Source organism: Alkalibacterium kapii (genome assembly GCF_007988865.1).
In the GTDB taxonomy this organism is placed as follows: Bacteria; Bacillota; Bacilli; order Lactobacillales; family Carnobacteriaceae_A; genus Alkalibacterium; species Alkalibacterium kapii.
The window spans coordinates 63,097-78,726 of the sequence record NZ_BJUY01000002.1 but is presented as its reverse complement, the minus strand read 5'-3'; the positions used below and the strand labels follow the sequence as shown (position 1 = coordinate 78,726).

12 protein-coding genes are annotated in these 15,630 nt (G+C 39.6%); 4 read left to right on the top strand and 8 right to left on the bottom strand.

The features are described from left to right. Positions 1 to 319 precede the first annotated feature (319 nt). The gene (rpmG, locus tag AKA01nite_RS01280; protein ID WP_146923011.1) at positions 320 to 469 is read left to right on the top strand and encodes a 50S ribosomal protein L33; all 150 of its coding nucleotides are present in this window, start codon (positions 320 to 322) and stop codon (positions 467 to 469) included. A gap of 365 nt (positions 470 to 834) precedes the next feature. Here the strand turns inward: rpmG and AKA01nite_RS01275 are convergent, their stop codons facing one another. Together AKA01nite_RS01275 and AKA01nite_RS01270 are read right to left on the bottom strand one after the other, a co-directional pair. Further along, complete coding sequence (locus tag AKA01nite_RS01275) at positions 835 to 3,027, bottom strand: peptidoglycan D,D-transpeptidase FtsI family protein (RefSeq protein WP_146923009.1); 2,193 nt, start codon at positions 3,025 to 3,027, stop codon at positions 835 to 837. 210 nt (positions 3,028 to 3,237) lie between these two features. Continuing rightward, entirely contained in the window at positions 3,238 to 3,846 is a 609-nt protein-coding gene (locus tag AKA01nite_RS01270; protein WP_146923007.1) for a superoxide dismutase, read from the bottom strand. Positions 3,847 to 4,048: 202 nt separating this feature from the next. Between AKA01nite_RS01270 and AKA01nite_RS01265 the strand changes: the two genes are divergently transcribed. After that, on the top strand, positions 4,049 to 4,825 hold the full coding sequence (locus AKA01nite_RS01265) for a DUF1189 domain-containing protein (protein WP_146923005.1): 777 nt from the start codon (positions 4,049 to 4,051) through the stop codon (positions 4,823 to 4,825). Between the two features lie 54 nt (positions 4,826 to 4,879). Here the strand turns inward: AKA01nite_RS01265 and AKA01nite_RS01260 are convergent, their stop codons facing one another. Continuing rightward, positions 4,880 to 6,205: a DEAD/DEAH box helicase gene (locus AKA01nite_RS01260; protein WP_146923003.1), complete on the bottom strand. Its 1,326-nt coding sequence runs from the start codon at positions 6,203 to 6,205 to the stop codon at positions 4,880 to 4,882. A gap of 127 nt (positions 6,206 to 6,332) precedes the next feature. Beyond that, positions 6,333 to 7,790: an aldehyde dehydrogenase family protein gene (locus AKA01nite_RS01255; protein WP_146923001.1), complete on the bottom strand. Its 1,458-nt coding sequence runs from the start codon at positions 7,788 to 7,790 to the stop codon at positions 6,333 to 6,335. 187 nt (positions 7,791 to 7,977) lie between these two features. On the opposite strand from AKA01nite_RS01255, the gene zwf reads away from it, so the two are divergent. Then, positions 7,978 to 9,426: a glucose-6-phosphate dehydrogenase gene (gene zwf / locus AKA01nite_RS01250; RefSeq protein WP_146922999.1), complete on the top strand. Its 1,449-nt coding sequence runs from the start codon at positions 7,978 to 7,980 to the stop codon at positions 9,424 to 9,426. Positions 9,427 to 9,843: 417 nt separating this feature from the next. Here zwf and AKA01nite_RS01245 read toward each other — a convergent pair whose 3' ends face one another. Continuing rightward, entirely contained in the window at positions 9,844 to 11,355 is a 1,512-nt protein-coding gene (locus tag AKA01nite_RS01245; RefSeq protein ID WP_146922997.1) for a phosphohexomutase domain-containing protein, read from the bottom strand. 32 nt (positions 11,356 to 11,387) lie between these two features. Beyond that, positions 11,388 to 11,849 carry an arginine repressor gene (gene argR, locus AKA01nite_RS01240; RefSeq protein ID WP_146922995.1) on the bottom strand — a complete coding sequence of 154 codons (462 nt, stop codon included), beginning with the start codon at positions 11,847 to 11,849 and terminating at the stop codon, positions 11,388 to 11,390. 283 nt (positions 11,850 to 12,132) lie between these two features. On the opposite strand from argR, the gene argS reads away from it, so the two are divergent. Next, complete coding sequence (argS, locus tag AKA01nite_RS01235) at positions 12,133 to 13,827, top strand: arginine--tRNA ligase (protein WP_146922993.1); 1,695 nt, start codon at positions 12,133 to 12,135, stop codon at positions 13,825 to 13,827. 89 nt (positions 13,828 to 13,916) lie between these two features. Here the strand turns inward: argS and trmL are convergent, their stop codons facing one another. Both trmL and queG read right to left on the bottom strand, forming a co-directional pair. Continuing rightward, complete coding sequence (gene trmL / locus AKA01nite_RS01230) at positions 13,917 to 14,426, bottom strand: tRNA (uridine(34)/cytosine(34)/5-carboxymethylaminomethyluridine(34)-2'-O)-methyltransferase TrmL (RefSeq protein WP_146922991.1); 510 nt, start codon at positions 14,424 to 14,426, stop codon at positions 13,917 to 13,919. 1 nt (position 14,427) lies between these two features. Further along, positions 14,428 to 15,603, bottom strand: a complete 1,176-nt coding sequence (gene queG / locus AKA01nite_RS01225) for a tRNA epoxyqueuosine(34) reductase QueG (RefSeq protein ID WP_146922989.1) — start codon at positions 15,601 to 15,603, stop codon at positions 14,428 to 14,430. Positions 15,604 to 15,630 lie beyond the last annotated feature (27 nt).

Sequence of the window (15,630 nt, the reverse complement as noted above, 5' to 3'; positions counted from 1 at the left end):
CATTTTATATGTGTATAAATATGTAATTTCCAATGTAAACAAATTATACAAAAAACCATCAAATATGTTCTAAACGATTCTGTTCCTAACAATTACAGCCCCTTTCACCTTAAAATAATAGCATATTTAAGAATAAACTAAAAGCCTACCAGCAGGATATCGGAGTGAACACTATATGAAAACTTCAGATAAAAAAGAATGATATTGTAAAAAAATATTGGCATTTAAAGTCAGATTATGGTATTCTAATCAAGGTATAAGGCTAGATACCCTAACATGTTTGATAGCCTTCAAAACAGGAATAGTAGGAGGGACAATCATGCGAGTAAACATTACCTTGGAATGCACAGAATGTAAAGAACGTAACTATATAACTACAAAAAATAAACGTAATAACACTGAGCGTTTGGAAGCTAAAAAGTATTGCCCGCGCGAACGCAAAGTAACTTTGCACCGCGAAACGAAATAATCAGTTTAAAACCTATATAAGGAAGATAAAAGTGAATCTTTTATCTTCCTTTTTTGTGCGTTCATTTTTAATAGCGTTTCCTTAAAAAAAGTGTTAACTGTAAATACTGTATTTATAGAAGATTTTTTGCGAACCTATCTATTAAAGTTGAATTTTTCTTACTTCGGCATGTTGCATCTAATTATCCTGACGAATCAGTCGAACTTAGCCTTCTTCGGCTGGTTCGAACAGTAAGACGCTACTTTATCTGTCGAACGTGTAATTTTAAAATAAAAAGCTCTCCAATTTTACTTATATATTTCAATAAAGTAAATTATCATACGAAAAAGCATGCTGCAAAACACCACAGCATGCCTTAAATGATTCTATTCGTCTATGCTTCCTTCATTTACTTCTTCTTCGACTTCTTCAGGCGCTTCTTCTGTCGCCAGATCTTCCGCTTCGTCAGCCAAATCTTCTACTGTTTCCAGTGGCTTAGTTGAGCTATCTTTTTTAAATTCGCCAACCTGGAAATAAGCATCCATTACTCGACGCGCCGCTCTAGTATTTTCGCGATTCGTACGTCCTGTTAAAGGAAGGTTTGGAACCACAACAGCTACAGCAATTTCCGGATCATCATGGGGTGCGTATCCCACGTAGGTGATGTTTATAACACTTTCAGTGATTTCTTTTAAATCATCATCCCAGTAAAACGCTTCTGCTGTTCCTGTTTTACCGGCAGATACATAAGGCGTTCCTTTAAAATAATTTCTCGCTGTTCCTCTACTACCATTAACTGCTTCATAAAATCCTTTTTGTACCCGATCCATCGCTTCTTTTGAAACATCGACTGTATTGAGTACTTTTGTTGGAATTTCAGTTCTCAAAGCCCCGACGCTCCCCGTATCTTTGTTAGTATCACGGATTTCAGATACTAAACGTGGAGCTATACGCGTACCGCCATTAGCGATTGTTGATGTGTACTGCAAAAGCTGGAGCGGTGTGTAGGTATCATACTGTCCGAAAGAGAAAAACAAGCCTCCTGGAACACTGGCTGCTCCTTCCAATCCGGTTGATTCTGATGGTAAATCGATACCGGTTGGAACTCCAAGTCCTAACTGATTGAAATAATGTCTTTCTTTATCCAAAAGCCTCTGCCCGCTAATATTTAAAGACATATTTTTAGTGTAATCATATTCTCCGCCCATTCTCATAGCAAGACGCGCCATGTAAACGTTTGACGACACCTCCAAAGCTTTAATATCATTGACCGGTTCAGCGCCGTATCTGTTGAAGACAGAAGATATGGTCTTAGAGTCTTTTAAATGGAGAGGCTGGTCGACGATCACATTATTGCTTTTATCTAAAACGCCGTCCATGTAGGCAGACAAGACGGTTGCCCCTTTTATCGAGGAACCCATACTGAAATTATGATTAAAAATACCATAAGTGATGTCGTTCACTTTGCCTTCATCGATTTCTTTGCCTGTCATAGCGAGTATATCTCCATTATTGGGATCCATTGCTGCAATATAAATACTATTATTCAGGCCTTCCCGCTGACTGAGTGAATCTTTAGCGATCTGTTCAACGGTTTCCTGAAAATCAATATCCATCGTCAATACCAAATTATCGCCTTTTTGACCAGAATATTTCTGGACTTGATTAATAATATCACCATCGGTATTCGTTTCTGTTTCGATCCGCGATTTCGTTCCACTCAATACAGATTCATATTCAAGTTCCAAATAACTTTTTCCGACGCGGTCATTTCTTGAATACCCTTTTGCAAGATATGTTTTCAGTCTTGTTTCAGGTACCCCTTGCTCTTCAGAAGTGACGACTCCCAAGATCGAACTTAGCATGTCTCCCTCAGGATAATACCTTACCCAATCCGTTCCTGTATCGACGCCGGGGAATTTATCCAGATTTTCACTTACGCGTGCAATTTCTATCTCGGTAACATCCTGATTTTTAATGTTGACTGTACTTAAAGCGTATGCAGCATTCATTTTCTTGAATATTACTGCTGCATCTAATTGCCTTTCATCTAACGACAGAATCTCGGTTTCCTCTACTTTATCGAGCATGGCACTATACGATTCAGAACCAGATAAATTCTGTTCTTCATCATTTAGCCTATCGATTATTTCATCTTGATTTCGGGCTATAAAAAAGTCTTTCAAATCTCTTTCACTTAGATCAAACTGTCGATCAACTTCAAAGGATGTCGTGTGGGGCATATCTATATAATCCGCCAGTTCATAAGCAACAGCAGCCATCTGTTTTGCGGGAACGTTACTTCCACGTGTATAGGTGATCGTGTGTCTTGCTTCATTTCCCACTAATTTGTTTAAATTCGCGTCAAATATTTCTCCGCGGGGGACGCTGCCGGTGATCGTTCTCTGTTCTGTCCGTTCAACTTCCGCTTTATACTCATCGGCCTGTACGATCTGCAAATAAGCCAGACGTAAAATCAATGTTGAAAAAAGTAAGAAAATAATAAAAAACAGTAAATTCAATCGAAAAGGAATATGTGATTTCTTTTTATTGTTTTTCTTTTTCTTAGGTACTTTCACTTTATTTCCTCCTCAGTTACACGGAAAATATTTGTTGATGACTCTAGATTCAACAATACTTTTTATATACTCGTACTAGTTTACCAAATTCAAGTGAATAATGCTATGACACAAAAGTGAATTCTACCATTGGAATTGTGACTTTTTTATGTAAAAAAGACCGGGAGAGATTTCCCGGCCTTTTGACATGCACGATTTGATTTTTTGAAATTATTTAGCTTTATTGTAACGGTCTGATACTTCTTCCCAGTTTACAACGTTCCAGAAAGCTTTCACATATTCCGCACGTTTGTTTTGGTAGTTCAAGTAATATGCGTGTTCCCAGACATCCAGTCCCAAAATAGGGGTCTTGCCTTCTGAATAAGGGGAATCCTGATTCAAGGTGTTCATGACTTCCAATTTCCCATCAGAAACAACGAGCCATGCCCATCCTGAACCAAAACGTCCGGTTGCCGCTGCAGCAAATTTTTCTTTGAATGACTCGAAGTCACCAAAAGTTTCTGTGATTGCATCAGCTAATTCACCCGCTGGTTCTCCACCGCCATTTGGTGAAAGGACTTTCCAGAATAGTGAATGGTTGGCATGTCCGCCGCCATTGTTTCTTACAGCTGTCTTAATGTCTTCTGGAACTGAATCCAGTTTCTTCATTAAATCTTCGATACTTAATTCAGCGAGATCTGGATGGTTTTCCAGAGCTTTATTTGTTTTAGTTACATAGCCTGCATGATGTTTATCATGGTGGAGATGCATGGTTTCTTCGTCGATCGTCGGTTCCAATGCATCATAAGCATAAGGTAGATCTGGTAAAGTGTATGCCATAGTTAACATTCCTCCTGTACTTTTTATCTTACACTTTAATTTTAACATTTAAGATACACTTATCAAATGATATGCATTGAATAAATTTTTCCTTTCATAATAATGACACGCGAATTTCCTTCTACGACTAATGGATGATTGCATTTTCCTTTGTTTAGAAGTAGACTTATCTTATTATCTAAATTAGAAAGGCGTTTGCTAAATGAAAGACTATTTAAAACTCGGTTTCACTGCTCCAAAACAGCTCTACAAGGCTGTCAAAATGTCCAGAAAACAGTTATTTTACTATTTTGCTTTACTTAGTCTTATCGTAACTGTATCCATGGCTTCCCTTTTAATGAACGTGATGGGAAATCTCAAAGAAGACGGACAGGAAATCACTGAAAAGCTCCCATCTTTTGAAATCGTAAACGATAAGCTTGTGACCGAAGAGGAAACAGAATCATATGTACATCAGACAGAGTCTTTTCTTTTCTTCTTTGACCCTAATAACTCCATACAAGAAGAAGAAATCGACAGTAATGTTGAACGTTTGAATGTGCCTATCGGTATCGGTTTGATGGATGATCAATTTTACTTAAATATTATGGGCCAGTCCTTACCTGTTTCTTATACTCAGCTCGATCGTTTCACTGACTCGAATTTCAAGGATATCATGCAGGATATGGGACGTTTCTCACCAGTCGTCCTCATATTTACCTTTGTGGTCACATATTTGGCAAGCAGTATCAGTCTCTTGTATGAATGGCTGATCATTGCTTTGTTTGCGAATATACTGAAGACTTTTTCTCGGATCACTCTTCCTTTTGGAAAAATCGCCCGCATGGCTCTGATCGCTTTAAGTGTTCCTACGACGATTTTCGCTATATTTGAAACCTTAGGCCTGTTTATTCCCTATACTTTTGAGATCACTTTAGGCTTTTCACTCTATTTCGTCTATCGTTCTTTAAAAGCTTATATAGATAAACAAAAAATTTAAAAAAAGTTCTTCACTACTGATGTGTCTGAGAATCAGTGTGAAGAACTTTTTTATTTATTTATTATCTTTAGAGTTTAATCGTTTGGCACGTCTTCTTTTATCCTGCTTTTTACGTTCAATTTTGCGCTTGTATCCCGGTTTGACATTTTTCTTCAGTTTTTTTCTTAACCCGTGTATTTCAGGATCGAAGTCGGTCTTTTGCACATTCTTGCCTTTCCGCTGATTTCTACGGTTTCGATCATAGGAATCGACGATTTCGCCATTTTTAATTTCTTTAGGCGAAAAAGTGATTCCACGTTTTTCAATCGTCACAATGTCCTGTTCGTCGTCCGGACCATATAGTGTAATGGCAATTCCGCTTAATTGGTTACGACCTGTACGCCCCACTCGGTGAACAAAGTAATCCAGATCTTGAGGAACTTCCGCATTGATGACATGGGAAACGCCCTCGATATCGATACCGCGAGCAGCCAAGTCTGTGGCCACGATATACTGATACTCCAGATTTTGGATCTGCCTCATGACTCGACGACGTTCGCGGGAAGAAATCCCACCATGGATCACGGCGACCTTCAAACCTTTTTTCTTCAGCTCTTCAGCGATCTCATCCACGTATTCTTTCGTATTAGCGAAGACCAGAGCCAAATAGGGCTGTCCTATTGTTAAAAGTCGATGAATCAAATTGATTTTATTTTTTCCCTTTGTGGAAATCAGCCAGTTTGAGACAGTGTCTGCGATTACCTGTTTGTTTTCCACTTCGATTATAATTGGATTATTCATATACTTTTTCAAAAACGGTTGCAGTTTTTGTGGTACTGTTGCAGAAAAAACGAGCATTTGTCCGTTTTCCTGTAAACGGGCGGCAATTTTATCAACATCTTCCAAGAAACCCATATCCAGGGTCATATCCGCTTCGTCCACGACCATATAATCTGCCGTATATATAAGCAAATCATTACTCTCAATGACATCGACCAAACGTCCTGGTGTCCCAATAACTACGTGAGGCTGCGCATGCTGCAGTTTTTGAATCTGTTTATTCTTGTCAGTGCCGCCAATATAAGACTGGACATTGATCGGTTTTTCTGAATAACTGGCCAACTGTGATGCAGCATTCGCAAGTTGTTCAGCCAGTTCTCGGCTTGGTGCCGTAATGACGATTTGTACTTCTTCTTTATCCGGGTCGATCTGGTTAAAAAGCGGCAGCAGAAAAGCATGCGTCTTCCCGGATCCTGTTTGTGATTGTCCAATGATGTCTCGTCCTTTTTTCACTACTGGGATCACTTTTTCCTGGATTTCAGTCGGTTCTTTAAATCCTATGTCACTTATCGCTTCTATCAAATAATCATTCAAATTAAATCTATCAAATGGATGTGTCATTTTTCATTCCTCATTTCTTTTCAACTCACATTGTACCAAAGCCTGGCCGCTATGACTATAGCAAATAGTAAACAACGCAAAAATGACACCTTCCCAAAAGAAGATGCCGCTTTTATATTTTCACTCTTTATTCAAATGGATAGTTTCTTGGTTCTTCTTGAACAGAAATCCATTTCCATGTCGTAAATTCATCGAGTGAATGCTCGCGTCCAAACCGTCCGACTCCTGACTGTTTTTCTCCGCCAAAAGCAATGTAAGGTTCATCATTGACACTTTGATCATTGATGTGGATCATACCTGTTTCCATCTTCTCCGCAAAGGCATAAGCGCGTTTAGTATCGCCTGAAGTCACGGCTCCGCTTAAACCAGCTTCGGTATCATTAGCCAGTTCCAGAGCGTGCGCTTCATCTTTTGCAGGTATCAAAGTTATGACTGGACCGAACATTTCATGCTGGGCCGTTGTCATGTCGTTTGTTCCTTTTAGTATAGCCGGTGTCAGGACGTTGCCCTCACGTTTTCCTTCAAGCAGGACTTCTGCGCCTTCTGACTTCGCTTTATCAATTTCATCAAGCAGACGGTCGACCTCGTCACCTGAAATAAGTGGACCAATCAGCGTACCTTCCTGCGTCGGATCTCCGTATTTAAGTGAACGTGCCATCTCAACAAATTTCTCAGCAAATTCATCAAATATCGATTCATCAACGATAATACGGTTCGTTGCCATACAAATTTGACCACTGTGCATGAACCGTCCGTAAATCGCTCCTTTCACTGCTAAATCCATATCTGCATCGTCTAAAATAACCATGGCATTGTTCCCGCCAAGCTCCAGGATCGTTTTTTTCACTTCTCTTCCGCATACTTCTCCTATTTGCTTACCAATGCTTGTGGAACCTGTGAAAGAAATCATATCCGGCACAGGATGTGAATAGAACGCATCCCCAATTTCAGACGATTTTGGATGAACAACGTGCAGCAATCCTTTTGGAAGTCCTGCTTCCTCAAAGACCTTTCCAATAATATTGCCGCCACTGATCGGCGTCTGACTGCTTGGCTTTAGTACGACTGCATTTCCTGTAGCCAAAGCTGGTGCTACTGATCGCATAGCTAAATAAAGCGGGAAGTTAAAAGGACCGATCACACCCACTACTCCTCGTGCTTTTCTGATGAGATGATTTTTTTTGCCGGGTATCATTGAATCATTGACGATTTTTTCCATTTTAAACGGAAAATCTGCCGCCAATTCCATGATTCCAGTAGTGATATTCATTTCCATTTCAGCTTTTGCCAAAGTGGAGCCTGAGTCTTTCACAAGAATATCGATCACTTCGTCATGTCTGTCTTTCATGATCTGTACCGCTTTTTTCATGATTTCAGCTCTTTTGAATGGGTTCGTTTCAGCCCACTCTTTTTGGTGATTTTTTGCACTCTCGTATGCTTCATCCAAATCGTCAAGCGAAGCGACCTGCAGTGACATATACGTTTCTTCTTTATATGGATCGATCGATTCAATCACTTTCTGGCTGTTTCCATCACGCCATTTACCGTCAATATAGTTCTTGTCCAGCTGTTCGTATTTCTGCATTTGTATCCTTCCTTTCGCTTGTCTCTCTTATTCAACTGTAATTCATCTTTATTCACTTTTGCAATAAAAACGCTTTATATAGAAACAATCGCTTCTTTGCGACAATTCAGTTGATTGCTACACCAATTAAAAGTAGAATAGTATTGAGATGTATTAACATGTTTGTCATGTAGAAAAGAGGGAAATAATGTCCACAGAAAAGAAAGCTTTATATATTATATTCGGAGCAACAGGAGATTTAGCTTCCAGGAAATTATATCCAGCATTATATCTCTTGTATACAAAAGGATACTTGAAAGATCATTTTGCCGTAATCGGGACAGCGCGCAGAGAATGGTCTGATGATTATTACCAGTCTGTTGTCAAGGATGCCATTGACGATATCAAGGAATCTGATAAGGATGCAGAAGACTTCTCCAGTCATTTTAGGTATCAGTCACATAACGTGAAGAATTCTGAACACTATCATACTCTTAAAGACCTGGCCGATTCACTGGACAATAAGTATAATATTGAAGGAAACCGTATTTTTTACCTTTCCATGTCTCCAGCCTTTTTTGGAACGATCACGACTCATCTGAGAAATCAGAATCTGGTAACTGAGAATGGTTTCAATCGTGTGATCATTGAAAAACCTTTTGGAACAGACTTGAAATCTTCGATAAAATTGAATAACGAAATCACCGACTCCTTTGATGAAGATCAGATTTACCGAATCGATCACTATCTAGGGAAAGAAATGATTCAGGCGATCCTCGCTCTTCGTTTCTCAAACCGTTTAATAAAGGAAAGCTGGGATAGCGAGTCTCTCTCATCTATCCAGATCACTCTTTCAGAAGATCTAGGTGTTGAAGAACGCGGTGAATATTACGATAAAAGTGGTGCTCTTAGAGACATGGTTCAAAATCATGTCCTGCAAATCGTCAGTCTGTTGACCATGGATGAACCAGAGTCCTTTACTACCGACAATGTCCGAAAAGAGAAATTGGCTGTACTTGAATCTCTTAAAAAGCCAAATGTAAAAGAAGAATTTGTCAGAGGACAATATAAAACTTCCGAGGATGGTAAACTGAAGGGGTACCGTGAAGAAGAAAAAGTCAGTGCAGATTCGATGACTGAAACGTTCGTGGCTGGAAAAGTGATTGTTGATACAGATAAGTGGCGTGGTGTTCCTATATATATTCGAACGGGTAAGCGAATGAAAGAGAAAACTTCTCGCATCGATGTACTTTGGAAAAAAACCGATCACCAGCTTTTTGATGAAGGCGACTCATTTTTAACGATCCATATCAGTCCAGATGAAGGTTTTGAACTTCAGTTGAACGATAAACAAATTGGCCCGGGCATGGATATCTGCCCAGTCAGATTAAATTCGATTTGTTCCAAAGAAGAAATCAAGTCGAAACCAGAAGCTTATGAAAAGCTTCTGCTGGATGTTTTGAATGGTGACGAAACGCATTTCGCTCATTGGGGTGAAGTTGCTGCTTCCTGGAAATATGTAGATTATATAAGGGATGCTTGGAATGAGAACTTGGATAATATTCCTTTCTACTCTGCCTGTTCCATGGGACCAGACGAATCTGACGAATTGCTCACCAAGGATGATCAGAGATGGCTTTATAATCCGAACGTATAATAGAGTATGACGATTCAGTCTATTTAGAGATTCTAACTAGTAAAAATCCGTTATAAACAGGTCCTAATCTGTAAATAACGGGTTTTTAATTTTAATTAATTATATTGACTTTACTGGAGAGTTTAATTTTGTAATCTTTGGATTTGATTTAAGGTAGCATAATATCATGAAATAACCGAACTTTTCAATATTCAGCAGTTACAATCAGTTCTCGTAATCTAATCGACCGAAGTGCTTCCCGGTTCGGACGGTTGTATTCATTTTTACGACTCGAATAAGCCGAAATTCATAATCCTTAGACTTTTACAGTGTCTTTTCAAAAATGAGTGATTTTTATTCAATCAAAGAGGTCTAAACTCATTAGTAAAGCCTACCTCAATCACCATTTAATCGAGGTAGGCTGTTTTAGTTTTTATACTACAGTTGGCTATTGTCAATACGACTTTCGTAATGGAAAAATGTCTTCAATTTATCTTTGATGGCTGATATCGTTCCTGCATGGTCATTTTCAATTTGCAGAACGAGCTTTGGTTCGTGGAGACTCATTCGCAGCAAGAGCCATCCTTTACCATAAGGTTCACTGATTTGTACCCGTTTGCCTTCAAGATTATCAGGAACTAAGGTAAAGCCATCTGTATTATTTACCCAGTCAGCGAAGCGCTCGAGAGTTTCCATCCCTAATTCTTTGTAATCATCATCTGTTATTACGAACCGCACTTCTTCTATTTCGGCTGGTTGCTCCAGATGCTTAATCAGGTCTGTTACACTTTTATTATCTTCGGCCATTTCAGCTTCTTTGGCAATGATTTTTGCTGCAAGATAGGCCCCGTCATCAAGAAAGTAGTTTTCACGTAAAGCGGCGTGACCACTCGTTTCTATAGCTAAGGCACAATCTATTCCCTCTTCATTCAGTGAAATCCCGCGATTGATGACATTGCGGTAGCCTGAAATATAGCGGTCTACCTTACCTCCCATTTCTTCAACAAATTGAATCAAATGGTCAGATACAGGTGAATTGGTAACGATAGTCGTTCCAGGATTTTCATCCAGAACAATAGCGCCGATCAAGCCAATTAAATTATTGCGGTTGATACTGTTACCTTTACTATCAACAATTGCCGAGCGATCAACGTCAGTATCAAAAATAATTCCTAAGTCTGCTTCGTTTTCTAAAACAGCATCTGAAATACTCTTCATGGCTTCTTTATTATCCGGATTGGGTTCGTGATTCGGGAATGTTCCGTCCGGTTCCAGGAACTGACTGCCACTAGTATCCGCACCTAAAACTTCCAGGACTTTATCAGCAAAAAATCCCCCGGCACCATTCCCTGCGTCCACTATGATTTTGCGGTTTGATAGAGGGTTTTTCGAGTCATCCACGTTTAGCGCTTCTCTGATTTTCCCTACTAGATCTTCCGCATAGACGGACAGTAAATCTTTTTCGACAGCTTTTGTCTCTGCAGCACCAGTGCCTTCTACTTCTTCTTCGGCTAAAGTCAACAGTGATTCAATATCTTCGTGTTCAAGACCCCCACTATGTGTAAAAAATTTCAGCCCATTATATTCCATTGGCAAATGACTGGCTGTGATCATGATACCGATATCAGACTGGAAATTCTTGTATCGTGTCGACATAAAAAGTGCCGGAGTCGTTGCCATATTTGCATCTATCACATTGATACCCAGTTTTGTAAACACTTCAGTCAGCCAGTTTTTAATGGCCGGACCTGTCAAACGGCTGTCATGACCAATCGTAATAATTGTTTCAGATAATTCTTTTTCTGATTTACCTGACCACCAATGGATAAGTCCGTGAGCGATTTTTTTGATCGTTTCTTCGTTCAGATTTTTCTTCTGTTTTTCTGTATCCAGTGCAAAACCTCTGATATCAGAACCATTCTGCAAAGCTTTCAAGTCTATAGTTGACATTAATACAGCTCCTTATCTCTTTATTTATACATTTATGTCACTTTTTGCAGTTCTCCATCAAAATGCTGGAAAACCGTTTTTGCTTCCTCTTCAGTTTTTGAAATCAAAACGATCGTATCATTCCCTGCAACAGACCCTACTACTTCGGGGTAATGAATATCATCGACCAGAGCTCCAATAACATGGGCGTTTCCTGGTAAGGTTTTAACAACATTGATAAACTGTACTTGAGCCACTTCTACCACAACGCTTCTTATGGTTGAATTCAGTTTTTCTTCCATCGTCACTTGATTGTTCTGATAAATAGTATACTTTAATTTACCGTCGGACGAAGATGTTTTGACCAAATTCAATTCTTTGATATCTCTGGATATCGTTGCCTGAGTTGCCCGGACTCCATTTTCAGAAAGATGCTCAAGCAGTTCATCCTGAGTAGACACCTCGTTATTTAAAATAATCTGTTTTATAAGTAACTGTCTTTCTGTTTTTTTCATTTCCTCCCTACTTTCCATTATCTAATGTATATGTATAGCACGATTATACCTTATTTCGAATAAACATGCATCCAATACTCATTAACAGTACTAAATAAGTGATGTCTGTTTGTCCGGCATTCTGTATAACATCTTGCTAGTGCCTTTGAGCTTTGCTATAATACAAGTGCTTAATACTTATGTAAAAAGAGACGGTGTGATTTTAGATGTTGAAAATTATTGCCCTTTTTTTATACACGTATTAAACGATCGTGTTTTGAAATCAATTACTGGAGGTCTTTGAATGGACTATAAACAACTTATAGCTGAAACGCTGCACGAACAACTCAGCGATCAACTCGAATTAAATGAAATAAAAGATTTACTCGAAAAACCTAAACATGCCGACCATGGTGATGTTGCCTTTCCCACATTCCAGCTGGCAAAATTATTCAGGAAAAATCCAGCTCAAATAGCACAGGAGATTGGTCAGTCTGTTTCTTCCCCACTTATAGAAGAAAAACAGATCGTCGGACCTTACATCAATTTTTTCCTTAAAAAAGAAATCGTCTCTAATGCGGTCTTGAAAGAAGTCGTGTCAGAGAAAAATAACTTTGGTAACTTGAACATTGGTAACCAAAGCAACGTTCCTATCGATATGTCTTCTCCAAACATTGCCAAACCAATGTCTATGGGTCACCTGCGTTCAACGGTTATCGGAAACTCTTTGGCTAATATTTTTGAAAAAGTTGGGTATACGCCTATCCGTATCAATCATCTTGGAGACTGGGGCACACAATTTGGCAAGCTGATCACAGCTTACAAAAAATGGGGGTCTGAGGAAGACGTCAGAAAGGAGCCGATCAAAGAACTGCTCCGCTTATACGTCAAATTCCATGCAGTGGCTGAAGATGACCCTTCTCTTTTGGAAGAAGGTCGCTTATGGTTCAAAGAACTGGAAAACGGCAATCCGGAAGCAGTGGAATTATGGACATGGTTCAGAGAAGAATCGCTCAACGAATTCAACAAAGTGTATGATCGTTTGAATATTTCCTTCGATTCTACGAATGGTGAGGCCTTCTACAATGACAAAATGGAAGAAGTCGTTGAACTTCTTGACAGCAAGCATTTACTGTCAGCCGACCAGGGCGCTCATATCGTCGATCTGGAAAAGTATGACTTGAATCCGGCTTTGATCATGAAATCCGATGGCGCCACTTTGTACATGACACGGGACTTGGCTGCCGCTATTTATAGAAAAAGGACGTATGATTTTGCTCAATCTCTGTATGTTGTTGGTCAGGAACAGTCCAACCACTTTAATCAGTTGAAAGCTGTTTTAACAGAAGCCGGTTTTGAATGGGCTGATGATATTCATCATATTCCATTCGGTCTGATCACTAAGGATGGAAAGAAACTGTCTACGCGTAAGGGTAAAGTTGTCTTGCTGGAAGACGTCCTTTCCGAAGCGAGTTCATTGGCCTTGCAGCAGATAGAAGAGAAAAATCCAGATTTGCCGAACAAAGAAACGGTAGCTGAACAAGTGGGTGTCGGTGCCGTTGTGTTCCACGATCTCAAAAATGATCGTTTAAATAACTTTGACTTTACAATCGAGGAAGTCGTTCAATTTGAAGGCGAAACCGGCCCTTATGTCCAGTATACTCGAGCTCGTGCTATGAGCATATTAAGCAAAGCCGGCGTTTTTGATTTTGATGCATCAAGTGACTTTGAACTCAGTGACGACTATAGCTGGGAAGTCATCAAGCTGCTTCAAGAATATGCACACACAGTGAAACGTGCTTATTTGAATTACGAACCTTCAATTATTGCAAAACACGCCATTCATTTGGCTCAGGCATTCAATCGTTTTTATGCAAATGTCCGTGTTTTAGATGAACACGATGAAAAAGAAGCTCGCCTGGCTCTAGTCTTTGCCACAACTGAAGTTTTGAAAGAAGACTTGCGGATCTTAGGTGTCGAAGCACCAGATGAAATGTAAATACTGACTTTTAAAAAAACGGCATCCCCTTTGATTATAAAGGAGGATGCCGTTTTTGTATGGTCAACGTTTGTATTGTTTCTGACTTGTCACTTTAATTTATCATTTTGGTAAGTATGCACCCTGTCTAAACCGGCAAAATGCTGCTGTCTCAATGCTTCATAAATAAGGATATTGGCCGTATTTGAAAGATTGAGAGACCGGATATGCTCATCGTTCATAGGTATACGTAAGCACTTTTCAGGGTTTTTCTTCATAAAGGTTTCAGGCAGACCTGTCGTTTCTTTTCCAAATAAAAAGTAATGATCCTTGGATGTATCTGAATAATCGACATCCGTGTATACTTTTTCGGCAAATTTAGAAATCAAATATAGTGGGCTATCCCCTACAACCTCTAAAAATGCTTCCAGATTCTCATGATAGAAGATTCCCACTTTGTCCCAATAGTCAAGTCCGGCGCGTTTCAAGTGCTTGTCATCCGTACTGAATCCAAGAGGTTCAATAAGATGCAGATTCGTATTAGTACCGGCGCATGTCCGTGAGATATTGCCTGTGTTAGCCGGTATGAGTGGTTCAAATAGAGCGATATGATTCGTCAAATCAATTCTCCTTTGTTTCAAGCTGTGACATTCGAGCTTTTAAATTCTCTATAGCTCCCTGGAATTCTCTGATCGTTTCTTCTTCTGTTTCTTTTAAAAGCGCGTCTTCTAAAAAGGCGATCACTTCAGTATTCGGGCGTTTTTGGGTAATAACCGCCACCGCCCAGGCAGCAGTTCCTCTGATCATCGGTCTGACATCATTATCAATAACGTTCAGCAGATCTGGGACTGCAGAATAATCCCGATAATTCGCTAAAGCAATAATCGCATTCCGCTGTAGAGGTTTTTTGCCTCGCCAGGATCCAGCCAAATTGCCAAATGTCTCTTTGAATTCACGGTTTGAAATAGTCAAAAGCGGCTTTAGTTTTGGATTCGTATTAAAAGGTTCAGGTTCCATTTCCTCATGAATATGCGAATCGATCCCTTTATTATAAGGACAGACGATTTGACAAATATCACATCCATAGATCACATGCCCCATTTTTCGGCGGTACTCTTTGGTCATGTAGCCCTTTGTCTGTGTCTGATAGGACAGACAACGTATAGCATTCATACGCCCGTCTCCAAGTAAAGCATCCGTCGGACAGGCATCAACACAGCGTGTGCAGTCCCCACAATCGTAGGTCACTTCTTCATCTGGTTCAAATTCAAGATTCGTTATTATTTCTCCCAGATAAACATATGAACCAAATTCTTTCGTGATAAGCAGTCCGTTTCGACCTATAAATCCGATCCCCGCGCGTTGTGCTACCGCCACATCCACAAGTTCTCCTGTATCGACCATTGGCTTGAAGGCGACGTCTTCTGGCCCGATTTCTTCAATATATTTAATCAATTTATTCATTCGGTCTCTCAACACATAATGGTAATCGGTCCCCCATGATGCCCGGGCAAACTCTCCCCGGCGCTCTCCTTTTACTCGAGGAGGTTTATTTGGCATTTTAGATGGATAGGCTAAGGCAATCGAGATAATGGATTTTGGTTCAGCAAAGATTTTCTCGGGATAAATACGTTCCTCAATAACTTTGTGTTCAAAGCCTGAATGGTGTCCTTTTGCATGCTGTTTTTTTAATTTATCTTCCAGAGAGTAAAAAGGTTCCGCATGAGTAAAACCAATTTTATCGATTCCGATTTCTGCTGCTTTAGTTTTTATCAGTTCCTTAAGCTCCTGGTTCATCTTTTTACTCCTTTCACTTTCATTGCA

Excerpts from the sequence above, each read along its gene's own strand:
- queG (WP_146922989.1), bottom strand. The coding sequence starts at position 15,603 with ATGAACCAGGAGCTTAAGGAACTGATAAAAACTAAAGCAGCAGAAATC.
- argS (WP_146922993.1), top strand. The coding sequence starts at position 12,133 with ATGGACTATAAACAACTTATAGCTGAAACGCTGCACGAACAACTCAGC.
- AKA01nite_RS01265 (WP_146923005.1), top strand. The coding sequence starts at position 4,049 with ATGAAAGACTATTTAAAACTCGGTTTCACTGCTCCAAAACAGCTCTAC.
- AKA01nite_RS01255 (WP_146923001.1), bottom strand. The coding sequence starts at position 7,790 with ATGCAGAAATACGAACAGCTGGACAAGAACTATATTGACGGTAAATGG.
- AKA01nite_RS01270 (WP_146923007.1), bottom strand. The coding sequence starts at position 3,846 with ATGGCATACACTTTACCAGATCTACCTTATGCTTATGATGCATTGGAA.
- AKA01nite_RS01260 (WP_146923003.1), bottom strand. The coding sequence starts at position 6,205 with ATGACACATCCATTTGATAGATTTAATTTGAATGATTATTTGATAGAA.
- rpmG (WP_146923011.1), top strand. The coding sequence starts at position 320 with ATGCGAGTAAACATTACCTTGGAATGCACAGAATGTAAAGAACGTAAC.
- AKA01nite_RS01245 (WP_146922997.1), bottom strand. The coding sequence starts at position 11,355 with ATGTCAACTATAGACTTGAAAGCTTTGCAGAATGGTTCTGATATCAGA.
- argR (WP_146922995.1), bottom strand. The coding sequence starts at position 11,849 with ATGAAAAAAACAGAAAGACAGTTACTTATAAAACAGATTATTTTAAAT.
- zwf (WP_146922999.1), top strand. The coding sequence starts at position 7,978 with ATGTCCACAGAAAAGAAAGCTTTATATATTATATTCGGAGCAACAGGA.